This window comes from Bradyrhizobium sp. UFLA05-112 (genome assembly GCF_053572325.1).
Window position 1 is genome coordinate 1 of record NZ_JBANBK010000055.1, and the last position, 19,463, is coordinate 19,463.

At 56.5% G+C, this 19,463-nt stretch carries 14 protein-coding genes; 7 read left to right on the plus strand and 7 right to left on the minus strand.

All coding sequences use genetic code 11. The features are described from left to right. Positions 1-519: ATP-binding protein (locus tag SO180_RS27660; protein ID WP_449381995.1), on the minus strand; the 519-nt coding region annotated here is incomplete at its 3' end. Between the two features lie 15 nt (positions 520-534). Beyond that, complete coding sequence (gene istA / locus SO180_RS27665; RefSeq protein ID WP_449381996.1) at positions 535-2,073, minus strand: IS21 family transposase; 1,539 nt, start codon at positions 2,071-2,073, stop codon at positions 535-537. A 548-nt stretch (positions 2,074-2,621) separates the two neighbouring features. Between istA and SO180_RS27670 the strand changes: the two genes are divergently transcribed. After that, positions 2,622-4,643: an acyltransferase family protein gene (locus SO180_RS27670; protein ID WP_449381997.1), complete on the plus strand. Its 2,022-nt coding sequence runs from the start codon at positions 2,622-2,624 to the stop codon at positions 4,641-4,643. 968 nt (positions 4,644-5,611) lie between these two features. Here the strand turns inward: SO180_RS27670 and SO180_RS27675 are convergent. The 4 genes from SO180_RS27675 to SO180_RS27690 form a co-directional block, all read right to left on the minus strand. Beyond that, positions 5,612-6,919 (minus strand): WcaI family glycosyltransferase, encoded by a 1,308-nt coding sequence (locus SO180_RS27675; protein WP_449381998.1) that lies wholly within the window; start codon positions 6,917-6,919, stop codon positions 5,612-5,614. A 60-nt stretch (positions 6,920-6,979) separates the two neighbouring features. Beyond that, positions 6,980-7,954: a GDP-L-fucose synthase family protein gene (locus SO180_RS27680; RefSeq protein ID WP_449381999.1), complete on the minus strand. Its 975-nt coding sequence runs from the start codon at positions 7,952-7,954 to the stop codon at positions 6,980-6,982. Positions 7,955-8,217: 263 nt separating this feature from the next. Continuing rightward, a complete protein-coding gene (locus SO180_RS27685; RefSeq protein ID WP_449382000.1) occupies positions 8,218-8,490 on the minus strand; it encodes a hypothetical protein in 273 nt (90 codons plus the stop codon). Between the two features lie 208 nt (positions 8,491-8,698). Continuing rightward, on the minus strand, positions 8,699-9,577 hold the full coding sequence (locus SO180_RS27690; RefSeq protein WP_449382001.1) for an ABC transporter substrate-binding protein: 879 nt from the start codon (positions 9,575-9,577) through the stop codon (positions 8,699-8,701). A 488-nt stretch (positions 9,578-10,065) separates the two neighbouring features. On the opposite strand from SO180_RS27690, the gene SO180_RS27695 reads away from it, so the two are divergent. The 5 genes from SO180_RS27695 (at position 10,066) to SO180_RS27715 (ending at position 16,342) form a co-directional block, all read left to right on the plus strand. After that, positions 10,066-11,451, plus strand: a complete 1,386-nt coding sequence (locus SO180_RS27695) for an undecaprenyl-phosphate glucose phosphotransferase (protein WP_449382002.1) — start codon at positions 10,066-10,068, stop codon at positions 11,449-11,451. A gap of 70 nt (positions 11,452-11,521) precedes the next feature. Continuing rightward, on the plus strand, positions 11,522-12,682 hold the full coding sequence (locus tag SO180_RS27700; protein ID WP_449382003.1) for a glycosyltransferase family 4 protein: 1,161 nt from the start codon (positions 11,522-11,524) through the stop codon (positions 12,680-12,682). Beyond that, the gene (locus SO180_RS27705; RefSeq protein WP_449382004.1) at positions 12,682-13,872 is read left to right on the plus strand and encodes a glycosyltransferase; all 1,191 of its coding nucleotides are present in this window, start codon (positions 12,682-12,684) and stop codon (positions 13,870-13,872) included. The genes SO180_RS27700 and SO180_RS27705 overlap by 1 nt, the downstream gene beginning before the upstream one ends. Positions 13,873-13,925: 53 nt before the next feature. Continuing rightward, entirely contained in the window at positions 13,926-14,885 is a 960-nt protein-coding gene (locus SO180_RS27710) for a phosphoribosyltransferase family protein (protein ID WP_449382005.1), read from the plus strand. Between the two features lie 11 nt (positions 14,886-14,896). Then, complete coding sequence (locus SO180_RS27715) at positions 14,897-16,342, plus strand: oligosaccharide flippase family protein (RefSeq protein WP_449382006.1); 1,446 nt, start codon at positions 14,897-14,899, stop codon at positions 16,340-16,342. Positions 16,343-16,351: 9 nt separating this feature from the next. Here SO180_RS27715 and SO180_RS27720 read toward each other — a convergent pair whose 3' ends face one another. Next, complete coding sequence (locus SO180_RS27720; protein ID WP_449382007.1) at positions 16,352-17,686, minus strand: hypothetical protein; 1,335 nt, start codon at positions 17,684-17,686, stop codon at positions 16,352-16,354. 212 nt (positions 17,687-17,898) lie between these two features. On the opposite strand from SO180_RS27720, the gene SO180_RS27725 reads away from it, so the two are divergent. After that, a complete protein-coding gene (locus SO180_RS27725) occupies positions 17,899-19,269 on the plus strand; it encodes a hypothetical protein (RefSeq protein WP_449382008.1) in 1,371 nt (456 codons plus the stop codon). The last annotated feature ends 194 nt before the right edge of the window (positions 19,270-19,463 follow it).

Consider the following 19,463-nt stretch of genomic DNA (forward strand, 5'->3'; position numbering starts at 1 on the left):
CGGTTCAGGTCCCCAGTCGTCGAGGATGAGGAGATTGACGCGCTCGAGCGCGGCGATCAGGCGCGCCAGACGGCCTTCGCCGCGCGCCTGGGCGAGATCGGCGAACAGGCGGGATGCTCGCTTGTAGAGGACGGAGAAGCCGTCGCGGCAAGCTTTGTTGCCGAGCGCACAGGCAAGCCAGGACTTGCCGGTGCCGGTTGGGCCAACAATGACCAGGTGGTTGGCATCACGGATCCATTGGCAAGTGGCGAGGGTTTGGAAGAGCGAACGGTCAAGGCCGCGAGCGGTGCGATAGTCGACGTTCTCGATGGCGGCGGCTTGACGGAGCTTGGCACTGGTCAAGCGGCGCATGAGGCGACGGTTATCGCGAGCGGTGACCTCGCGATCGACGAGGAGGCCGAGCCAATCGGCGTGCGGCATTTCGGCCGCCTCGGGATTGTTCTGTAGTTCGGCGAGAGTATCGGCCATAGCGGCGAGGCCGAGAGCGCGCAAGCGATCGATGGTGGGGTGAATGAGCATGCTGATCTCTCCTGATCAATTGTAGTAACTGCGGCCACGGATGTTGGCGTGGAAGAGGATGGGCGCCTCCTCGGCGGGCGGAGCGGTTCTGTCAGTGCCGTTCTTGAGGATGGCGGCGACTGATTTGTACGAACGGGCGTTGAGGAGAAGGGCACGGGCGCAGGCGGCGTCGACGCGCTCTTGGCCATAGCGCTTGACCAGCCCGAGAATGCCGATGGCCGAGCGGAAGCCCTGTTCCGGATGTGGTCGCGACCGCAGGATGACGTCGATCAGGGTCCCGGCGTCGGGGCCGACCTTGGCGGCTTCGGAACGAATACGCTCATGGGTCCAGTCACGATAGCGGCGATGCGAGCTTGGCATATGCTCGGAAATCGTCGTCGGGCGATGCGGCAGCGTGCTGCGCAGATGCGAGGCGATGCGCTTGCCGCGCAGGAAAATCTCAACCGTTCGCGCGGTGATCCGAGCCTCGACCTCCTGATGCACGAGGTGGTGAGGCACGCTGTAGTAATGCTTGGCGATCTCGATATGATAATCGAGGTTGACCCGGCAGCGCTTCCACTCGGCGTACTCGTAGGGCTCATCCGGCAAGGGGATTAACGCCGGGCGATCGAGCTCTTCGAATAGGTCGCGCCGGCTTCGCCCCCAGCTCCGCAATGGTCGATTGTTGAGATCGACAAGCAGCGCGTGAATCGCCTCATTGAGAGCGGCAAGCGAGAAGAAGCGGTGGTTGCGCAGGCGCGCCAGAATCCATCGCCCGACGATTTGGACCCCGACTTCGACCTTGGCTTTGTCGCGCGGCCGATACGGCCGTGCAGGAACGATGGCGGTGCGATAATGGCGGGCGAGATCGGCATAGGTCCGGTTGACCATCGGCTCGTGAAAGCAGGCCCGGGTGATGCCAGCCTTGAGATTGTCGCTCACCGTCTGCCGGGCCACACCGCCGAAAAAGGCAAAGGCCCGGACGTGGGAGGCGATCCAGTCGGGCAGGCTCTGGGTGAGGCTGGCCTCGGCGTAGGTGTAGTTCGAGGCGCCGAGCACGGCGACGAAGATCTGCGCGTTGCGCACCTCGCCGGTGAGCCCGTCAACCAGGTCCATGGTGTGGCCAGAATAGTCGACGAACAGCTTCTCGCCGGCGGCATGAACCTGGCGCAGGGTCGGCTTGAGACGGCCGGCCCATTCCCTGTAGCGTTCGCAAAACCACGCATAGCTGAAGCTGTCGGAGTTTGCGTCGCAATACTCCTCCCACAACAGCATCAGCGTGACGTTCCTCCGCCGCAGCTCGCGATGCACGAGCGCCCAGTCCGGATGCGGACGCTCGTCGCTGGGCCGATCGGAAGGCGGCGGAAACAAGCGGTTCTCGAGCTGGACGTCGTCATCCAGCTCCGGCGGCAACGGCCAGGTCAGACCGGCGCGGCGGGCTCGGTTGAGGTATTTGCTGACCGTGCCCTGGGCCAAGCCGAGGCTCCGGGCAACGGCGCGTTGCGACATGCCGACGCTGCAGTGCAGGCGTAGAACTTCGCGAATGTGGCGCATGGACAGTCTCTCTGTCGGCATCTCGATCCTCTGCGGGTTGGCAAAAGATCGAGCTACCCCGGTTGCAGACTGTCAGCGGTGCGCGCCTCCCGGTTGTCCCCGATCACGATCGCTGGAAATAGCGATCACGATCGGCTGGAAATGGTGATCACGATGCTCTGGAATGGGTGATCACGATGGCCTGGAATCGGTGATCACGATCGGCTGGAACACGCATGCCAAGCGACGTTACCGCGGTGTCACCCCTCTTCAGGGCAAGCGAACCGCATCCTCCGCCGGCAGTGCGGGACGAGGCGTTTGGGGCTGGACCGACGTCTTCCTGCTTCAACCAAGCCCCCAACGTTTCCGAGCCGATGCCTCGCCGCTATCGCCGCATCCCTCTTCGGTGACGTCCTGGAACTTACTCAAGGTAGTCAGGGCTGTTAGAGAGGACGGATCGCGCCCGACTTCTCCCTCGCGTATCCGGCGACCGTCAGCCTTGCCTCGCCGCCGCCCTACGAATAACCGAAAATCGCCAAACTCCCCGATCGAAATGCGCAGTACTGAACGTTTTCGCGTTTCTTGATGCAATGTGCGCAACAATAGACACGCAGCCCGTATCGCGAGCCGCGCCCCATTTCAGAGCAGATGTCGAGGGGCTAAGGGCGATCGCCGTTCTGTCGGTGGTCGCCTTTCACTACGGAGTTCCGGGCTTCACCGGCGGATTTGTCGGTGTAGACGTGTTTTTCGTCATATCCGGCTTTCTCATCACCCAACTTCTGCTTCGGGAGATAGCCGCGACCGGGAAGCTCGATTTTATTGGCTTCTACGGTCGCAGGGCTAAGAGACTCTTGCCTGCCGCTCTCGCGGTCACGCTAGCGACCTTAATCATCGGATACTTCGTGCTGGCGCCCTTTGAACAGAAGGAGATGGCCAAGTCGGCGGCAGCTTCTGCGCTGTATGCCGCCAATGTTTGGCTCCTCCGCCAGTCCATGAACTATTTCGCCCCCGAAAGTTCGCTCAATCCCTTTCTTCATACGTGGTCACTTTCAGTCGAGGAACAATTTTACCTGGTCTGGCCCGTTTTTCTCCTCATTGTGGGACGTTTCAGCCAAAAGGTCCTCCTGCTAGCTTTACTGATCGTAGTGTTCGGATCGTTCGCTGGCTGCATCTACCTGACCTACAGCAAGCAAGCTTGGGCGTTCTATCTTGCGCCCCCTCGAGCATGGGAGTTTGGCGCAGGAGCTCTGATCGCAGCATGCCCCTTCGAGCGTTGGGCAAAGCAGGCCGGCTCGAGCTCAATCGTTGGATGGTTGTCATTCGCGATTCTCATCCTGTCATTCTTTGCGATCGACGGCTTCATGGCGTTCCCAGGCGTAGTTGCCGTTGCTCCAGTGACAGCTACGGCGCTGCTGCTGCTCACGGGGGACAATCCTCATGGACCGTCAGCTTTGCTCAGGACGCATCCGTTTCAGTTCTTCGGTGCCCGGTCCTACGCCATTTACCTCTGGCATTGGCCGATTGCAGTGCTTGGTACGGTGCTCGTCGGCAGCACGGCACTCGCCAATTGCCTTTTCTTTGTCATGACAGTCGTCCTCGCCTCGCTCAGCCTCGTCTGGCTCGAAAACCCGATCCGAGCCAGTCACTGGCTGGCACGACGATCTGCACGATCAATTGTCATGGGTGGCGCCCTTACGCTAACCGCCACAGTTGCTGGCATCCTCTCGTTTGCGATCGCGCAGTACGCCACGAATGCCGCGCAAGCGAAGATAGTTGCCTCGATTTCGAAGTATTCCCTTTCGAGCGAGAGTGGTTGTCTGGCCGATTTCACGACACAGATTCCCATCCGCTGCGTGTTCGGCCCATCTAGCTATACAAAGACAATTGTTCTGTTGGGAGATTCTCACGCCGATCAATGGACGACCGCGCTTGCGGCTATTGCTGAACAGAGAGGATGGCGGCTCATCACGTACCTAAAGGCCTCCTGTCCTGTCGCCAATATCCCGGTTTCCAAGGTCTACAGTTTGCGACTTCGGCGGCTTTCGCCACAGTGCGCAAGCTGGCGCGAGCAGGCGATCGCCATGATAAAAGAGCAAGATAGCCCCGACGCAATACTGTTGGCACAGTTTTCGAGCGGAAACGTCAAAGGACCATTCACCAATCTGGGACCTCATGCGGTGAGCGTTGAGACGTGGGAACGCGGATTATCCGGGGCTCTCAAGGAACTCGAACCGCTCAACGCCAAGCTCATTGTGATCCGCGACAATCCCACTCCTTATCACCCGGTCGGAAATTGTCTCGCTCGGGCGGAATGGCGTGGTTTACCATTTAGCACGTGCAGTCGCAGTCTTTCGCTCACCACAAGCAACGAAGTGTTCGAAGCAGAGCAACGCGCCGTCTCGTCCATCAACAACGCGCGCATGATCGACCTAACATCGTCGATTTGCACAGGCTTGGTATGTCCAGCTATTCGCGACGGCGTCGTTGTCTATAGAGACGCCAATCATCTCACAGTCGATTTCACACTAGTCCTTATGGATCGTCTCGCCGCAGAATTAACAGCTGCCCTTCGAGGAGAAGGATCGGAGGATCCGCGAAGCGGGATGAACTGATCAAGCGGCACGGCTTCCGCTGTTTCGCCCGCCACGAATAACTCATTGGCGTAGATCAGCCGTCACACTGGCCGGACGAGAGAGTAAGCTCCTATTGTTGCGCTTGTTTCCGTCCAGTTGCGCCGAACGGCGTGCATGCAACCCGGCTCCTGAGACCAAGCACGTCAGGGCAAACGAACCGCATCTTCCCCGGGAAGCCCGATGCTGTCGCTGGCGCCCGTTGGATCCAAGCCCTCTTTCTCGTTCGAAATGCTCCGGCCTGCCATGACTTCCGCCCGCCGGCGAACAATGGTCCGCCGATCCCATCGACCCAGCGCGTGCTTTCGTCCTTCACTGCCGCGGGACTTGTTTCTTGCCGAGGCACTCCCGCAAATACTTGGTGGGTCCCTGCGGCATTGCCCGCATGGCTTCGAGACGATGTGGAATGCGGATAGGTCGACCAAATGACGTTTCCATTTCGGCGGCCAGAACTCCACCCCTCAGGGTTGCCGGTTCCCCTTCAGGTCAAAGGAACATGCGATGAAACGTCTTTACGGGCTCAGCTGCCTGCGCAGAGTGTCACGCTCTTCGAGCAATTCGCGAAGTCTTTGAGCATTGTCAGATTGTATCTCCTGCCATTCGATGCGATCTTCTGCAGTCCACAAGTAAGACTCGCGATTGAACCGAGCTTTCTCAGCCCTATCAAATTCTGAGTACAGTTCGATATCGCGCTCAACCTGGTCCAGCTGTTCCTGGAGAGTTCTTGGCATCAGCCGTTCCTTCGGCTTTGCCTCTAGCCCGCTTCGATCTTCCGCGTAATCGGCGCGGCAATCAACAGGCGTTCCAGTTCTCTCCCTCAGGGGATCGCGTCACCTACGCCGAATGAGTCGACCGCAACCAGCTCAGCCAAACGCCCATTGTGGCGTTGGTTTCCGTCCAGTTTCGCCGAATGACACGCGTGCAACCCAGCCAGGCTGAGACAAAGCACGTCAAGGCAAGCGAACCGCATCCTCCCCAAGGAGCCGAATGTTGTCATTGACGCCCGTCGGATCCAAGCCCTCCTTCTCGCTCGAACTGCGCTGACCTGCCATGACTTCCGCCCACCGGCGAACGATGGTCCGCCGATCCCAGCGATCAAGCGCGCGTTTTCGACCTTCATCGCCGTAACGGCGGCGAAGGGCCGGAGCCTCACTGAGCTGGCAGATCGCAACTTCCAGAGCGGACGAATCTCCCGGCGGAATCACGAGACCGGCACCGGTCACTTCCGCCGCCAACCCCGTACCTTCTTCGGCCATCGCTATGACCGGCCGCGCGGATGCGAAGATAGCGCCAAGTTTCGAGGGCAACACCAGATCGGCCGCTTCGGCCTTCTGCGGAATGAGATGAAAATCGGCCGTCGCCATCAATTCATTGAAGCTCTCGTTGGGCTGAAGTCCGAAAAAATGGATGTTGGAATGTCCAGCGCCCATCTGCTCGAGCCTCATTTTGTGTGGCCCCTCGCCCGCAAGAATAAAGTGAACATGTGGATGGCTATGCTCCAATCTGATCGCAGCGTCGATCACGAGGTCAAGCCCCTGCTTGTTCGACATGGTTCCGGAGTAGAGCGCAACAATATCGCCCTCGCCAAGCTTCAGCTGCCGGCGATATTTCGTCATTCGCGACCCCGGGCAGATCGCGCTGGTATCAATCCAATTTCTGACCTCAAGCGCTTTGTTGGGAGCCAGCCCCTTGATTGCTAGGCGCAGCAGCATCGCCTCAGAGATCGTTGAAACGTGATCGAACGACTTGAGGATCGCCGCTTCCGCTCTCAGCATCCACTTGCGCAGAGAATGGTTGCGCAGCAGACCAAGATCAAATGCCGCATCCACCTCGAAATCCTGGACATGAAGCCATGACCTGGCACCGACGCGACGCGCAACCAGTGAGACAAGGGCAGCCGACATGAGAGACGGCGCGACTGCGATCATGACATCCGGTCGCCAGGAGAGCGCATCGATAAGCACTGGCGCTGCACTGGAGAGCGCGAACGAGGCATGATGGATCAGCCGCTTCGCGCCCGATGGATGCTCGGGCACATAAATCGGCGTACGCCTCACGCGGACGCCTCCGATCGACCTCGATCTGAAGTAAGAACTCTTGAAACCCGCCGGAATCTTCCAGGCAGGGTAATAAGGAGGCGCCGTAATCACTCTGACTTCATGGCCTTCGGCGGCAAGGCTTTCGCAGAGCTCAGCATTGTATTTTGCCACTCCGATCAGATCGGGAGCATAGTTGATGCCGACCAAAAGAACACGCATAAAGCGCAATCCAATTTAAAGTTCAGGGTTTGAAAAACTTTGAAGTCCAACCGATTTCGCTTAGCTGACTGCGCTAACCGCCAAATGACGGCCATGTCCTTTTAGGAAATCTGCGTAAGCGGCAGCGAGACCGGATCGCAGAGCGATGTTCGGTCGCCAACCAAGCGCGCGAATCCTTGAACTATCGAGCAACTTGCGTGGCGTGCCATCGGGTTTGGACGTGTCGAAAACGAGCTTGCCTTGGTAGCCGACGACGTCTGCAACCGTTGCAGCAAAATCGGCGATCGACAACTCATCGCCACTGCCGATGTTGATGGGCGTGTCGCTGGAATACTGTTTCAACAGGAAGACGCAGGCGTCAGCGAAATCATTGACGTTGAGAAATTCGCGAAGCGGCGTTCCCGTGCCCCATACCGTCACCGTTGCCGCGTTCGCCAACTTTGCTTCGTGGAAGCGCCGAATTAGCGCCGCCGGCACGTGGCTATGATCCGGATGGTAGTTATCGCCAGGACCATAGAGATTAGTGGGCATCGCCGAGATGAAGTCATCCCCGTATTGGCGACGATAGGCTTGACACATCTTTAGCCCAGCGATCTTCGCGATCGCATACCACTCATTTGTGGGTTCAAGGGGCCCGGTGAGCAATTCATCTTCACTGATCGGTTGCTTGGCGTGCTTTGGATAGATGCAGGACGAACCCAAAAACAGCAGACGCCGGACGCCGACGGCGTGACTTGCGCGAATGACGTTCAGCTCAAGCGCAAGGTTGTCGCAGAGAAAATCGACCGGGAAATTGTTGTTGGCGGCGATACCTCCGACCTTTGCAGCCGCGTGAATCACCGCGTCGGGTCGGTTGGCCTCAAACCATCGAAGCGTGGGCTCCTCCTTCGTCAAATCAAGTTCGCGGCGATCGGCCGTAAGAACTATGCAATTCTCAGACGCAAGGCGGCGCACGGCGGCTGAACCAACCATACCGCGATGGCCAGCCACAAAGACGCGCTTTCCGGAAAGATTGTAGGTTGATGCCCCTGTCATAAAACACCTCGCCTGGGCCCTCTATGAAAGAACCCACAGCACAGCCCCCATTTCCATTCCAAGACGCGCTGCAGTGCAGCGCACTCAGCTTGTTAACACAATCTTTACGGGGCGGTAGCCCATGTTACCGCCAAACGGCATTTTTTGGTGAACAGGCCCGTTGCACAATCCGACGGCAGACTATCGGCTCGGAAATAGACAAAGCAGCCGTACGGACCGCACGACTGCTTCTTAGGTGAATCTGTCTGGTCAGACTGGGCCGATCAGTAAGCCCGACGCAGGACGGGGCCTACCGGCGCACAGACGCGATCCATGTACCAGCCGTACGGCGTCTCAACACGCACCAGCGGGCAGCGACGCGCAGGCACATAGCGGTAGGGATAGGGCTGGGCCCAGAACGTAACCGGCGTGACCTGGTTCTCACCCGTCAGCACAGCCGCCGTGGCGGGCATCTGCATCGCTGCATGTGCACCACTCACTGCAAAGAAAGAGGTGGCCACGGCAAAAAGACTTGCGCGCGCAAACGTCTTGAACATCCCCAAAAGCTCCTTTGCCCCAACGGACCCAATCCGCCACAGCCCCCCTAAGAAGGACCCGCTGCAGCGGCCTGGATATCCGAAAATCCAGAAATCAGCCTCAAACGGCGACCAAAGATTACCAACCCTAGCAGGATGAACGCAACGGGGTCCCGCCTCTCAGATCGGTGATTGGGGCGATATGGCGCACAACTGTGGCTTCTTGGCCCTAGTTCTCCCCCGTCCAGGCGCCGGAGGCGGCAAGATCGGGTGAACGGCGGTACACATCCCGAAGGAATTGGTAGTTCACCGATTGGGCAAGCGGCACCTCTTCTTCCCCGAGTTTTGCAAAGAGAAGGATGTCCCGGAGGGTCTTCCATCGGCTCTCATCATAGTCGGCGATACGTCCCCCGGTCGGCAGGACTAGGTTTCGCTGCTGCTGCAGCTCGAATTTCCACCGATCAGGCTTCAGCTTCTCCGCATCAAAGCCGGCCAGAACCGGCACGCTCCGTGCATAATCTGTATAGACGAACTGCCAGCCTCGGATGAGGCCCTGGAGCACGTCGGCGATGACGGACGGCTGATCATGCATGAGATCATTGCTGGCGAAGTAGACCAGGCCAGGGACATGGATGCCGTACTCCTGCGGCTTGATGACATTCAACCGGACGTAGCCGGGGCTGGTCGGATCTGGCTGGTCATCGATCGAGGCGATGATAGCGTCGACCTCGCCGGCGCGGAGCGCCTCGAGGCTGTCGCGATCGGCCACTTTAGTAATCTGACTGCGCGGCAGTCCGAGCTGCGCCATCATGGCGTCGAAGATCACGTCGCCCTCGCTGCCCCTGCGGTAACCGAGGCGCTTGCCGATCAGGTCGGCAGGGCGCCGCACCCCCGAACTTTCGAGCGCGAATATCGCAACCGAGGTATCGAGGAAACTCGCAGCAAAGGCGGTCACAGGCACGCCGCGCCAGGCCGCCAGCAGGAACGTCTGACCGCTCGTCACGCCGATGGCATGTTGGCGTGCGATGGTCGCGATGAAGTCGGGACCATCGGGGCGGACCGCCAGAGAAATGTCGGAAGCAAAAAATCCCTGCTTGAGTGCGGCCATTTCGCCGGCAAACCGGGCTCCATATGCTCCATCCAGAAGCAGCGCGACCTTGGCCGCGGGGACCCTCGAGGCCTGTCTCGGCACGGAATCGGGGCGCAGGACCAGGAGCGCCGTTCCCAAAAGCGCGGCGGCGGCAAGGCCGATGGCAGCGTACGGACTGGTCCTCCGCTTGGATCGGCGCCGGGGCCGGGTCTGAGACACTGAGAGCTTCCTAGGGATTTGCGAAATTTGACATATCAGTCGGGACAGAGGATGCGGTACAATAGAACTGCTGGGGTAAGGTTACTTTTTCCTTCGCCTTGTTTGGATTGCGGTTTTGCCCGATAGCACGGCGCGTCGGGATAGGACATTTATCGTAAGTGAGCTTTAGAGCGATGACAATTCTATCGGCTCGGCCGACGTCAGCTCCTGATTCTGCTGCGGAAATTCACGTTCTGGAGTATGATCGGACAACATCCCAAAGCTTGGCGCCAAGCTGGCTGCGACCTATGGTTGTCGAGCGCCTTGTGATGTGCGTCGATGCCGCACTGGTTGTGATCAGCGGCATTGGCTGCGCGGCGGCCTATCACCTCTTTACCCAAACGCTGCTCGGCAAGGCGGATGTCTATGCCGCGGCCAGCCTGCTGGTGGCGATCAATTTCGCGCTCCTGATCACGGTCCAGCACGGCTATCGCCTGAAGACCATCACCAACCTGCCGCGCACCTTCCGTGTGACGCTGACGACCTGGACGGGGCTGTTCGGCGCCCTGCTGGCGATCGCCTTCACCATGAAGGTGAGCGAAAACTTTTCCCGCGGCACCACGATCTCGTTCTATCTGGTCGGCCTTGCCGTACTGCTGATCTGGAAGGCGCTCGCCGCGCGCTGGACGGCGCATGCCTTGCGCACCGGCGCATTCGCCAACAGCCGCGCGCTTCTGATCGCCGAATTCGGGCTACCGGCCTCGTCCAACGCGATGATGGATCTTGCGCAGCATGGCTATCGGCTGCTGCGGATCATGGAGATCCGCTCCAAGGAGCTCGCCTCGCCCCTCCTGCTCTCCTCCATCGGCCCGCGCCTTGACGAGCTGATCGCCTATGCGAGGGAGAATCGGATCGAGCACATCTTCCTCCTGATGAGCTGGAGCCGGCAGCACGCGATCGACAGCATTTTGGACGCGCTGAAAATCCTGCCCGTGCCCGTGCATCTGTTGCCCGATGCCCATGCTGCACGTTTCTTGCGCCATCCGCTGGTGAACACCGGCAATACCTGGACCGCGGAATTGCGCCGCGCACCGCTCTCCTGGAAGGAACGGGCGCTCAAGCGCGCGCTCGACCTCGTGGGCGCAAGCCTGGCCCTGATCGTCTTTGCCCCCGTGATGCTGGTGACGGCAATTCTGATCAAGGCGACCTCGCCGGGGCCGGTGTTCTTCCGCCAGACCCGCAACGGTTTCAACGGGCGCGGCTTCAAGATCTTCAAATTCCGCACCATGCGCGTGCTCGAGGACGGTCCGACCATCGTGCAGGCGCAGAAGAACGACCCCCGCGTGACGAGCATCGGCAAATGGCTGCGCAAGACCTCGATCGACGAGCTGCCGCAGCTCTTCAACGTGCTCAAGGGCGACATGTCGCTGGTCGGCCCCCGCCCGCACGCCGCCGCGCACAACAGCGAATATGAGCAGATCATCGGCAACTACGCCTTCCGCCACCACGTCAAACCCGGTATCACCGGCTGGGCCCAAGTTAACGGTTACCGCGGCGAAACCCGCGCGCTCGAGCTGATGCAAAAGCGCGTGGAGTGTGATCTGTGGTACATCAATAACTGGAGCGTGGTGCTCGACTTGATAATTCTATTAAGAACAGCCACTCACGGCTTCTTACAGCGCGCCGCGTACTGATCGCCGGCTCCTTACTTCCTTTATCTGCAACAAGTGCATGGCAACAGCGACGGGCGCGCTGGGGGTAGCAATGAAAATAGCGTTTTTGGCTCTCGGTGATGAGACCTATGGAGTAAGCCGGCTAACAACTTCGTTGGCCCGTGAATTGAACCGACAAGGGCACCATTGTTGCGTCTTCTATTTTGTCGAAGGCCCCCTCGTTAAGGAAGCTCTGAGATCGGAGATCGCAGTTTGCTCTTGTGACATTCCAGCCCCTCCCGAGTACGGTAAGCAATTTGGACAAGCTATCTCCAGGGCCCTCGCGCTGGCGAAGAACCTCGTTTCCGGTACTTCTTCGGTAGCCAAAACCTTGGACGCATTTGAACCCGACGCTTTGATCGTTCGCATCCCGAATCTAGTCCCTATCGCCGCTATTGCCGCTCGCAAGGCCAAAACGCGAAGCTTTTGGATCATGCCCAATTTGGTCAGCAGTAGATATCCACTACAAGCAAATAAGTGGATATACGAGCTGCTATTTCTCAAATTTGGAATGCAGCCTATTGCGAACAGCAAGTACACGGCTAGCACCCTATTGGGCGTCGCGAAACGACCCAAGGTCCTTCACTTAGGAATTGATCCCGAAGAGTTCAGTCGGGAAAGGATTGGCCCAATTGAACGGAGCGCATTGGGATACAGCGAGACCGATACGATTCTAGGAATATTCGCACGCCTCGTTCCAGAAAAAGGGCAGGCAGAGATGATTGAGGCGATCGCTTCTGATCCAGCATTCTCAAACGTTAAGCTGTTGGTTTGTGGCGGGCCGCTTGGGACCCCCTATCACCAGCAACTTAAACAGCTGAGCGAACGCTTGAACGTGGAGAATCGGGTTCGATTCTTGGGGCCGATCGCCGATACCCGTCCTTATTACCTCACTTGCGATCTGATTGTGAATTCCCGGATCGACGCAGAGCCGTTTGGACTTTCGATTATCGAGGCGATGATGATGGGACGACCGATATTGGCGCATTCGCTTGGCGGGCCAGCAGAAACCATCATACATGGGCAGACTGGCTGGCTCGTTCATGACCCAAGCCCAATGGCGTTTGCCAACGGCTTAAGGACTGCCCTGACGAGCCGAGCGCAGTGGCCCGAAATAGGAGAAGCTGCTCAGCTGCATGCGAGAGAGAATTTCAGTATTGCACGCGTGGCACGCGATCTCATCCAGCTAGTCGAAAGTTCCAGAGATCATTGATGGCTTCTAACAACCGAACCAACATAGTTTGGCTTACCAAAACCGACCCACGTTCCAAATTTGGCGGTGAGCTAATCTACAGCGAAGGCCTGATCCGCGCTCTTGCCCCAATCAGCGGCCAAGTTCATGTGCTGTTTTACGCTAGCGAAGAAGAAGCATGGAACGATACCGCTGCTCGCTACGGCTCAAATGTATTTTGGCATCCAATCAAGTACTCCGCGCCGAGCCTACTCGGAAGCTTGCTTTCGCAGTTGCCGTATCACGCCTACCGGTACGATACTCGACCGTATCTGGATAAGGCGCTGCAGACATTGTCTGAAGTACAGCCGAGCGCAGTCATTATAGATTCGCTTGCGATGGGATGGATTTGTCGTCCCCTTCGCGCGAGCATAGGATCGCTAGTCAAGACAGTCTATCTCGCACACAACCACGAGGGCACCGTGAGACTTTCGGCCGCACGAGGCTTCGAAGGCAATTCCTTGAAGCGAGTCGGTCTGATTTACGACGCAGTCAAGGCCCAACTCCTAGAAAAGCGCCTCGGCCGCAGTGTCTCCGTCATAAGCAGCATCACGGACCATGATGCTCGGCTTTTCAAGAAGGACTTCGGAGATGAGCGCCGCGTTATCGTTGTGCCGCCCGGATATGAGCCGGTGCCAGAATCCCTACCTCCTCATTCGCTATCACGAACAATCTGCATAGTCGGCTCTTTTGAGTGGCACGCAAAGCAAACGAACCTTCTGAGATTCTTGGAAGCGTCGCACACAATACTGCGCCAAAAAGACGTAAAGGTTAGGGTGATCGGCTCGATGCCTACTACATTTCGCGCCAAGTTGAACGCAGCTTTTCCTGAATGGGAAGTGACCGGAAAGGTTAAGTCGATTAGTGATCATGCCCAAGATTGTGCGATGGGGTTGATCGTTGAAGAACTAGGCGGGGGGTTCAAGTTGAAAGCCCTGGACTATGTCTTCCTGGGCTTGCCCATCGTTGCATTGGCAGGAAGCATGGTCGGCATGCCGCTTGTCGCCAATAAGGATTACTTTGAGGGAAAGACCCTTGGCGAAATCATAGATTTGATCACCACATACATCGACGACGTTGAGCACCTCAGAGAAGTGCGTGAGAGCGCCTACAAGAAGGCGAAGCAAGTGTTCTCTTGGCAAAACTCCGCCCACGCTCTGGCGACGTGCTAGTTGCATCTTTGAGCACGCGCTGACCTCTCTAACTTCGCACGGAAGAACCAGCAATGAGCCAGATACGCGAGTTCCGATCATACCAGCAGTTATCGCAGCGGTTAGCTCAGGATGCTTGGGCAATACCAAGTGATATAGACGCGATAGTCGGCATACCCAGAAGCGGATTAATGGTGGCGATTCAGCTAGGTCTCATTCGTCATCTTCCCGTGTGTGATCTCGAGTCTTTTGCAAAGGACGCACCATTCAAGTTTGGCAGCACGAGAGGTCAACGGAATGATTTCCGTGAAAGACCCAGCGAATGCTCGCATATCATCGTCGTCGACGATAGCGTCGCGTCCGGTGGTTCTCTAGCCGAAGCCAAGGCCGAACTGTTGAGAGCGCACTTCAAAGGCAAGGTTTCGACATACGCAGCGTACGTCACCGCCGGCCGCGCCGACAGGGTCGATTTCTATGGTGAAATAGTTGAGTATCCTCGACTGTTCGAGTGGAATTTCATGCACCACCCCCTGCTTACCAATGCTTTCCTAGATATGGATGGAGTAATCTGTTGCGATCCAGCCCACGACCAAAACGATGACGGCGAAAAATATCTACACTTCATGCTCAATGCACAACCAAGATACCTGCCGAGAGCAAAAGTAGGCACCATCGTCAGCGCAAGGCTAGCGAGATACAAGGAACAGACCATCTCGTGGCTAAAGACACACGGCGTACAATACGACAGGCTGGTTCTTCTGGAGGGTTATACCGCGGAACAACGAAGAGCGCTTAGGATAAATGCCAAATATAAGGCCGACATCTATGGGCGTTCAGACGCGACATTATTCATTGAAAGCGCAGAATGGGAAGCTTCCGAAATAGCGGAAATCAGTGGACGCCCCGTCCTCTGTACCGACACAATGCGATTGCTAGAACCCACATCGGGCTTCAGGAGCGTCACCTATAACTTCGCAAAGGCAACGACCACATTTGCGTCGCGCGCAAAGGCGCGCCTAAGACGATTTCGTTAAGGCTCTGTTCCGTGCTTGCTCAGGCTTCTTCGTCGGGGATAGCTTCTCAGGTTGCAAAAGCAGCGCTGCAAGCGGGCGGGACACTGCTCTTCGCTCGCTTACTTGGGCCTCAAGAGATGGGGCTTTTCGCCTTAGTCCTCCCGTTTGTCGTCTTCGCACAGCTCTTCGCTTCAGCGGGACTGGCGCAATATCTACTCCATAACCCGCACATACTTGAAGAGCGACTGGACACGCTAGCGGCCGCCGCCTTCTGCTTAAGTTTGCTTGTAGCCGTCCTTTTCAGTCTGGTCGCGATCCCTCTCGCACAGCTACTTGGCTTGTCCATTGTCGCTCCTATGTTAGCAACAATGAGCCTTGTAATCGTGCTCGAGTCGTATTGCGCCTTTTTGCGGTCCCTGGCCCTGCGCGGTCAACGCTACGGCTTGGTGGCGAAGGTTGATATAGCGTCAGCGATGATTGGCTTACTCATCGGCCTCGTGCAGGTGGGCATCTCACCAACGGCTTGGGCTCTCGTTAGCCAATCCGTGGCGACACCACTGGCGGCAACGCTGATGTTCACGCGCTACACCGAAAAGCTGCCCCGAACCTTCAATATCTTCTTGGTTACGAAGTTATCTCAGTCGTTGCCGGGAGTAATCAGCTATGCCGGCTGGCTAGTGAGCTTCGGGCTCGTAAACCAAATGGCCCGGAACCTCGATAACGTGCTGATCGGTTGGTATTGGGGGCCCAAACTGTTGGGTCCATACGCACTTGGGTATCGGCTTCTTATGCTACCGCTGCAAGTCTTCAATGTTCCGTTGTCCAACGTAGTATTGATTTCTCTCCCAACATTGTCAGATCAAGATCGCAGCGAAGCGTACGGACGGCTCGCTCGCCTCTCTACATTTCTGGGCTGTTCAACCATTCTTATAACGAACGTCAATGTGTCAGTCTTCGTCGACCTGGCCCTTGGCCCTGAATGGTCTGCTCTAACGAGTTTATTCCACATTCTTGCAATTTCGGCGACATTCCAGTCGATAGTTTCGTTGACTGGATGCCTGTATCAACTAACGAACCACACGAGAGCGCTGTTTCTTATTTCAACAGTCACGTCCATTATTACCGTTATGGCCTTTGTGCTGACTATAAGTTGGGGACCAATAGGGATCGCCACAACGTATTCAGTATTGAATGGGCTTTTCTTCCTGCCCCTTCTCTTCGTTGCAACTCGTTACGGTCGAGTATCATTTCAGACTTCTTTGCGATACTGCCTCCCGTGCCTTGCAGTGGCACTCATGTTCGTTTTCCTCGGGACAGCAGTTGATCAATTCATGCACGACAGAGCATTGTTCATGCGGATTCTGTTTGGATCAACTTTCGGCAGCGGGAGCGCGCTGATCCTCGCCTTGATCTCGTTCGGGACCCAGTCCCTTCGCGTTAGGTCTACAGCAGAGATTTCGAAGCTAGTTTTCGGATGAATAGATCAGTTATCCGCGCAAATTTCGCCATTGTATCTCAAGGTATTCATTGTTCGTTCCAAAATCATACAACTCATCTGCGATGACTCGCATCTTGATGTCCGACAATGGCGCGCCTAGGAATTCGAATTTGCTGTTGCTTCCTGAAAAAGCAACTACCTTTCCCGGCCCCTCCACCGAGAAACCCTTATTTACAAAATTCCGTATACTGATCTCGCTGCGATAGGCAAGAATCCAATGATAGCGATGGTCGGGGCTATAGGATTGATACCTTCCCCAATTTGTCCAGCCCTCACACGACAACGTACAACGTTCCGCCTTAAGAACTGTCGTTTCGGGACTTGAGCTCGTTTGTTGTTTTTTGTGCTCAATGTGCACGGCGCTTATGCTTCCATAACACTGCTCTAGAGCGATGTTGCACGGCGCCTCACCCTCAAGATCGAGGTGAGCTAGAAATACTTCGCAGTCCCAAATCTGGATGTGAGGCTCGATGCTGGGAAAGAAGTAGTTAAAAACGCCCAAGTCTATGATGGACAAACTTAGCTGACCGGCATTCCGCCGCCTGGGCACCGCGTGAACAGCCGATCCCTGGAAATTTCGCACTCGACAATTTAGAATTGCGCCGCCCCAAACGAGCGGATTGTTGTCGCCTTCTAGATACGTGCTTATCGCACGGTAGCCGCGGCTGAAGTGACAGTCTTGGATTAAGAAGTCCCACGTATCGCCGACGAACCCGAGGGCATATGCATTGATCGCCGTAGGCGGTTGCTGCTGCTCCCACTCGAACCGCAGGCCAGTGATCGACCATTCCGCACCCTCCAAAATGAAGATTGGTCGTGCTTCACTCTGCTGCCGTATGACCGCGTATTCGCCGATCAGTCTGGTGCGATTCATCCTGAAATGGATGCCGTCGCGGATGCAGTATACTCCCGAGGGAAATTTTATGCTCGTCCACTCGCCCGATAGGACTTTCTGAGAGGTCTTGCTGAGACAATCTGCGAGACTTTCAGTGCAGTCGCGCCGGCCATCGCCAATGGCGCCAAACCACCTTACGTCGAGCGCTCCCGACCACTGCCGATGCCATCTTCCGATCTCAGAATGAGCCGTCCGGAAAACGAGGCCCAGGTCGGTTGTTTCTTTCGATTCAGATTTCCACGCGAAAATTCCGCCGCCACCATCGCCTGGATTATAGTAGCCAAGAACCTGAACGATCCCACTTGGCTTCTGAATACCCAGAAGAGCGGAAATCGAAGATACTGTTATTAGCTCCGTGAGCAGATCTTTATCCTGCGTCGGGACCGACTCTGGCTGAGCACCACTGCTTGCGCTAACCGACGCCAACATAGCACCCGAGAGCAGGAGAGTTCGGCGGCTAGTTTCCATAGATTACATACAACCTTTGAGTTTCGTGATTACGGAAGCTTGTCCTCAATGCACGCAAAACGCAAGGCATCTTACCACTAATTACTTGAATTTGTTCAACTAACGTGTATCACGATCGAAGCAGAGCGAGTCAGCTTCTCTTTCGAAATGTTTCGTGGCCCAAGGAGCTTCTAGTGGACGAAAGCCTTAGGGTAAGAAAGGCGACGCCTGTCGACTGGTTTCTGATTGGGCTCTTTCTCTACGGCGCCTATTCCACCATTTCTGTCTTCGGTGGGGATGGGAAAATACTTTTCCCAAACGTATTGTGCTTGGTGGCAGCAATTGGAATGGCTGCGAGGACGGCACAGTTCTATAGCGCTAGGGTTATCGTCGCGATCGCCATCATATTTGTAATTGGCTTGGCTAACTTCGCTTGCCATGCAATTTCATCCTTCGAAGATAGCCTCGAGATCGCGAAATCTTGTCTTCAGATCGTCTACTCCATCGCTATCTCGTATTCGATGTTTGTGTTCTTGTCCACGCTCCCAGCGGCACTCGTCAGAAGACTCTTTCTTATGTGCGCCCTAGCGCTAGTGATAGGCGCGGTATTGGAAATTTACGCTGGCTTAGGTTCGATTAGCGACGCGTTCCGGGCTCTAGTATTTCCTAAGGGACTTTACGTAAATGACCAGCGAGATGAGATTCTCTACGGTCAAACCCGGCCGAAGGTGTTCTCGCTTGAACCGTCGTTTGTAGGGCTCTGGTTTACAGTTTTTCTGAGCGCTTGGTTTTCATTGGCCCAACGAAACACGTTCGTTCGGGATAGCCTAGTCTCTGCTTTCATATGCATTCCCGCACTACTAGTCATTCGGAGCCCGACCATCCTATTCTTTTGCTTGGTATGGGCTTCCGCTGGAATGTTTCTGTTCTCTCCTCTTACAGAACTCAATCGATTTGCGGACCGGCACTTGCGCCGCGTTGCGCTCGCTTGCTCCATATCTGCTCTGTGTTTGCTGAGCGTCTTTGTCAGCTTAGCCGCCGAGAGTCGGGACTACCCTCTTCTCAGTGGAGAGAGCGTATTTATCAGACTAATTGCGCCGCTCGAGATCGCTGAGTACACCGTCACTGAGCTACCCATGGCAGGATTTGGACTCGGCGCGCAGGATGCCCTCACCCCTTACGTTCTGTCTTATGTTCAGTCGCGACGAGAAAGGGTTAATGGCACCTGGGATGAGGCAACATCAGCGCGGTCACTTTTGACCAACAGCTTTTTTCAACACTGGATCTTCTTGGGCATCGGGTTCGGCGTGCTGATGATCCTAGGCTATCAGAACTTGCTGCGCGCCCTTCGTGTCAAGCAGATCAGCTACATATATCTCTCGACTTCCGTTATGTGGTTTACCGTCGGCGGCTACGTAACTGTCCCGCCATGGGCCATCTTCTTCTTGTTCGTTACCGTAGCCGCACTGCACCAGCGCCGAGCTCTGCAGGTCCAGCATTCGAAGAGGGCAGTGAAGATAGCCGCCCGAAGCGGATCAAATGAAATGTCAGTTTTGAAAAACTGAATACCGAAACGTGTAAATTCTCATCATCGTTCCAAGAATGGTATCGATCCGCTGATAGCCCTGAACGTTAAGTGGGTTGCACTTGTCCGAACCAAAGTAGCAAACCTTTACCTTGATGAGCTTTGAGCAGTTATTCTTAATGCTGACAACGTGATCCACCATGTCACGATTTACGGTATGCGCTCGCGCTGCGG